This window comes from Negativicutes bacterium, from assembly GCA_018052945.1.
GTDB lineage: Bacteria > Bacillota > Negativicutes > JAGPMH01 > JAGPMH01 > JAGPMH01.
The window spans coordinates 1-4,553 of the sequence record JAGPMH010000072.1; the positions used below are offsets into that span (position 1 = coordinate 1).

Genomic DNA, 4,553 nt, shown 5'->3' on the forward strand with positions numbered 1-4,553 from the left:
TTGTTGGTTCATCTATCGATGAACCCGCACATCTGGCATTAATTTCTCTACATTGTTTAGTTTTCAAAGAACACCCGCTGTTTGTGACAGCTCATTTATATTAACACAACCACCAGGTCGTTGTCAACACAAATCTTTTTTCTTTTTGTTGTCGTCATTAGCATTGCCAACCGACGACTTTTATTATGTTACACTACTTCCCCAGTCTTGTCAACACTATTTAAATAAATTAATGAGCAATTATAAAATTACTCATTAATTTATCTTTATTATAAAAATCGCTGAACTGCTTTACCATTTAAATAATCGCATAACCGCCCCTGATAACAACCACGTTCTTGCATCGTCTTTGTTATCTCGTCTCTTATTTTCCACCATCCAGTTTTCCAGTTACTAAACAAAGTATTACTTTCCGGCGCTCTACCAATTAAACGTTGCACAACAATATCTTTTGCTAAATATTCTAAAAAGGTAATTACTCTTTCCTTATATTCATCTTTATCAATTAGCGTCAGCTCTCCATTTACATATTGTTCAGCCATTTTAGTATTTTTCACAATATATAAAGCGTGTAGCTTAACCTGATCAACTTTTAATGAACTTAATATTTTAGCATTCTCAATCACATCATTTAAATCATCCCATGGAAAATTTAATATTAGATGAACACAAACTTCTAATTGATATTGTTTGATGCGTAGTACCGCATCAATAAACTCTGCTAAAGAATGTCCTCTATTAACTTTTCGCAAAGAGTGATAATTAACAGTTTGTAAGCCAAGTTCAATTATTATGTCAATGTTTTTTTCTTTTTTGAATTTTTGTAACATTTTCAAGTATTCTTCATTAACACAATCCGGTCTTGTCGCTAAGGCTATCGCAACAACATCTTTTTGACATGCTTCTTCTAAATAACTTTTCAACTTGTCAATTTCTAAGTAAGTATTACTGAAGTTTTGAAAATAGGCAATAAACTTCTCCGCTTTATATTTAGGAGCAATATGAGCCATATTAACTTTTATTTGCTCTGCCACTGTCATCTCTGCCGGTAAATTTTCATAACCAGCACCAATTTCACCACAAAAAGTACAACCTCCATCTCCACACTGCCCATCACGATTTGGACAAGTCACTGGTAATCCTACCGGTAGTTTATATACCTTGGTACCATATTTTTTCTTCAAGTAGTCTGAATAAACATTGTATAAAATATTATTTCCCATAAAAATCCTCTCTAGTTATCACCTTGACACTATTATCTTCCAGCATAAATAGTACTATTAACATTTCAGTATCGCAAGCTTTTATCCCATCAACACTATCTAAATCACGAAATACTTCAATATGATATTTGTTTTTAATTTCGCGCCAGGTTGCAAAAACATATTCAGGAATATACTTTATTACCTTTTCTGTATTTCGCCAAAAAGCAATAATTTCTTCATTATATTCTTCATTATTCCATTTTAAGAATTTCAGATTTATGTTTTTATTATCATATTTTAATAAATCAAATTTAAACAACTCACTAATAAGAGCAATATTCTCTGGGAATTGCTCTTTGCAGAAACTGAAAATGTTTTCATATAACGACTTTACACTTAACGCTATCCGATGTAGATTTTGTTCTTGCCAATATACGGTTAATTCATTATAAAAATTAAACGCACTATTTTTATAGTAATTTTTTATTAAATAACTTTCTAAATTCTTCAATCTACCGGCATTATAAATCTTTTCAAATAAATCTTCTAATATAATTAGACGGCAAGTTTCTTCATAAGTAAGATATTTGTTTTTAAGAACTTGATATGGCGCTACACTCATGTAGCAATACTCATGCTGTTCTTTATCATAAAATATTTTTGAACCTTTCAGTATTTTCAAAAAACCTAACTGCAATGCATGAGGTTTTAAATTATAAACAGCATTAAAAGATTTAGCAAAAGTTTTTACATCTTCGTAAGGCAACCCAATAATCAAGTCTAAATGTAAATGAATATTGTTAAACTTTAATAGTTCTACAACATTCTCTTCTATTTTTTTGAAATCATGAGTTCTGTTTATTGCTTGTAGTGTTTTTTCGTTAGTTGATTGGACTCCTACTTCCAATTGCACTCTTTGCTTCGGCATAGTTTTCAACAATTCCAACACATCTGCATCCAATAAATCTGCTGATACTTCAAAATGAAAATTAGTTTCACATTCTTGTTCTGCAATAAATTTTAAAATAGGCATAAAATGCTTTTTATTAACATTAAAAGTTCTATCAACAAACTTAACTTGTTTTACTTTTTGACCTACAAAAAACTTTAATTCGTCAATAACTCTCCTTACATTTAAAAATCTTACTCCCACCGTCGCACTGGATAAACAATATTGACAAGAGAACGGACAACCTCTAGAACTTTCATAATAAATAATTTTATCCTTACTTGAGCTAATTTCTTCTTCATTGTAAGGAAAAATCAATTCATTAAGATTGTCCAAAGTATAAATACCACCATTAACAACTTTTGCATCATCAATAAATACTATTCCTGGTTCTAATGACAATTTATCATTATTGTATATTTTAGTTAATAATGATAAAAATGGCTTTTCCCCTTCACCACTGATAATATAGTCAATATTTTTATCAATCATCATTAAGCTTTCCGGTTCATAAGAGACCTCCGGTCCACCACAAATAATTTTCACTTCTGGCATTACGCTTTTTATTAAACTAATTAATTGTCTAGTCATTTCAATATTCCAAATATAACAGGCAAAACCGATAATCTCCGGTTTATAACTATAAATATCTTGCAACATCTCAAGGATATTATTATTTATGCTAAACTCCAAAATATCAGCATTAAATCCAGCTTTTTCTTTTATATAATATTTCAAATAACGTAAGGCTAGTGATGAATGAATATATTTAGCATTTAAAGTAACTAATAAAGTTCGCAAATTGACACCTCTTATTTCTTATAATGTAAAAGATAATAGTAATCTTTATTACTTGACTTTTATATTATAACACTGTATAGTGTTTGATAGTAACGAAAATAATTGTTTAGGATAGCTTGCGTAGCTACAATCACCAACCTACCTGCAATTGTTGGAAACTAATATAATTAAAGGAGGTTGGTCATAATGACTTACCAAGACAAAGATCTTTCATGTAAAGAATGTGGCGCTGAATTCGCGTTCACATCTTCAGAACAAGCTTTCTACGATGAGAAAGGTTTCCAAAACGAACCTTCCCGTTGCCCAGCATGTCGTGCTGCTAGAAAAGCTCAAAACAACAATAACAGACGCGGTGGCAACACTGGCGGTTTCCGTCAACAACGCGAAATGTTCGATACTACTTGCAGTGCATGTGGTGTTGAAACTCAAGTTCCTTTCAAACCAACAGCTGGTAAACCAGTTTACTGTCGCGATTGTTTCCAAGCAAACAAAAGCTACTAATTTTTAATATTAAACCTCTTAAGATTTTATCTTAAGAGGTTTTTTTATTTCCTGAGATATGACTAGTTTTTTCCAATATTTTATATTATTATATTAAGTAAGAGTAGTTTTACTTTAATCTCTTGAAATAATTATTAAAAGAGGCTTTATTTATGACTAAGCAAAAATTTTTCTTTTTTTTATTTATCATTACATACTACTCCACTTGTCTTTATAGTATTAAATTTAAATAAGAAACTATTAATCAAATTATCTTGACAATTAATTTTAATATATGGTACAATATTTTTGTTGTTAAGCAACATTATGCCGAAGTGGCGGAATTGGCAGACGCACTTGACTCAAAATCAAGCGTAGTTCCCTACGTGCCGGTTCGAGTCCGGCCTTCGGCACCAGTAAATTCAAGGCTTCACGCAGTTTGCGTGAAGCTTATTTTTTTAGTCAAGTGTATTCTGACAGCCGACTATATTTTATTGATGTTGAAGACGAACTCTGAAAATCAGAGTTCGTCTATTTATATTCCTAATTCCTTCGATGTTTTTTTCATTTCCTGTAGAGCTTGTTCCGATTCCTTCATTTTCTCTTCGTTCGACATGCTATGATACTCTTTCCATCTCGGACCAAGAGCTATACTCATTACAAATTCCGTCATTTCCTCATCGGTTTCCGGCCATTTTAACTGTTTGAGAGAAGGTGAATTTCTCATAATCCAACACATCCTTTACTTTTTATTTTTCTAACTAGTAATAATTTATATAATGTTAACATAATATTTTACAAACTTTGATAATTTAATTCGCAAAACTTTAATTTAAAATTCATTAATACCTGTTAATATTTTTAAAACGCTTTCTTCTTTGCCTTTTAATATAACTATATCATTTTTTATATTAACTATTTTCTGTTACTATAAAAATTCTAACAACCATCTCTCTTTTCCTTTACTAATATTAAAAGACCGGAAGCAGTATTAAAATTAATTTTTATACTGCTTCCGGTTTTTTTATTAATAAGTAACAACTCTAATTATAAAAAACACATCGTAAACATCTTAAATTTTAAGCCATAAATAAATTTATATTATCTTCCACCGTATT

At 30.3% G+C, this 4,553-nt stretch carries 4 protein-coding genes and 1 tRNA gene; 2 read left to right on the forward strand and 3 right to left on the reverse strand.

The features are described from left to right. Window positions 1-269: 269 nt before the first annotated feature. Entirely contained in the window at window positions 270-1,211 is a 942-nt protein-coding gene (locus KBI38_07985) for a TIGR01212 family radical SAM protein (GenBank protein ID MBP8629989.1), read from the reverse strand. A 1-nt stretch (window position 1,212) separates the two neighbouring features. Then, window positions 1,213-2,955 carry a DUF4080 domain-containing protein gene (locus KBI38_07990; GenBank protein MBP8629990.1) on the reverse strand — a complete coding sequence of 581 codons (1,743 nt, stop codon included), beginning with the start codon at window positions 2,953-2,955 and terminating at the stop codon, window positions 1,213-1,215. Between the two features lie 186 nt (window positions 2,956-3,141). On the opposite strand from KBI38_07990, the gene KBI38_07995 reads away from it, so the two are divergent. Further along, entirely contained in the window at window positions 3,142-3,456 is a 315-nt protein-coding gene (locus tag KBI38_07995) for a zinc-ribbon domain containing protein (GenBank protein MBP8629991.1), read from the forward strand. 308 nt (window positions 3,457-3,764) lie between these two features. Continuing rightward, a tRNA-Leu gene (locus KBI38_08000) sits at window positions 3,765-3,851 on the forward strand. A 119-nt stretch (window positions 3,852-3,970) separates the two neighbouring features. Here the strand turns inward: KBI38_08000 and KBI38_08005 are convergent. Beyond that, window positions 3,971-4,162 carry a hypothetical protein gene (locus KBI38_08005; GenBank protein ID MBP8629992.1) on the reverse strand — a complete coding sequence of 64 codons (192 nt, stop codon included), beginning with the start codon at window positions 4,160-4,162 and terminating at the stop codon, window positions 3,971-3,973. Window positions 4,163-4,553 lie beyond the last annotated feature (391 nt).

Excerpts from the sequence above, each read along its gene's own strand:
- KBI38_07995 (MBP8629991.1), top strand. The coding sequence starts at position 3,142 with ATGACTTACCAAGACAAAGATCTTTCATGTAAAGAATGTGGCGCTGAA.
- KBI38_08005 (MBP8629992.1), bottom strand. The coding sequence starts at position 4,162 with ATGAGAAATTCACCTTCTCTCAAACAGTTAAAATGGCCGGAAACCGAT.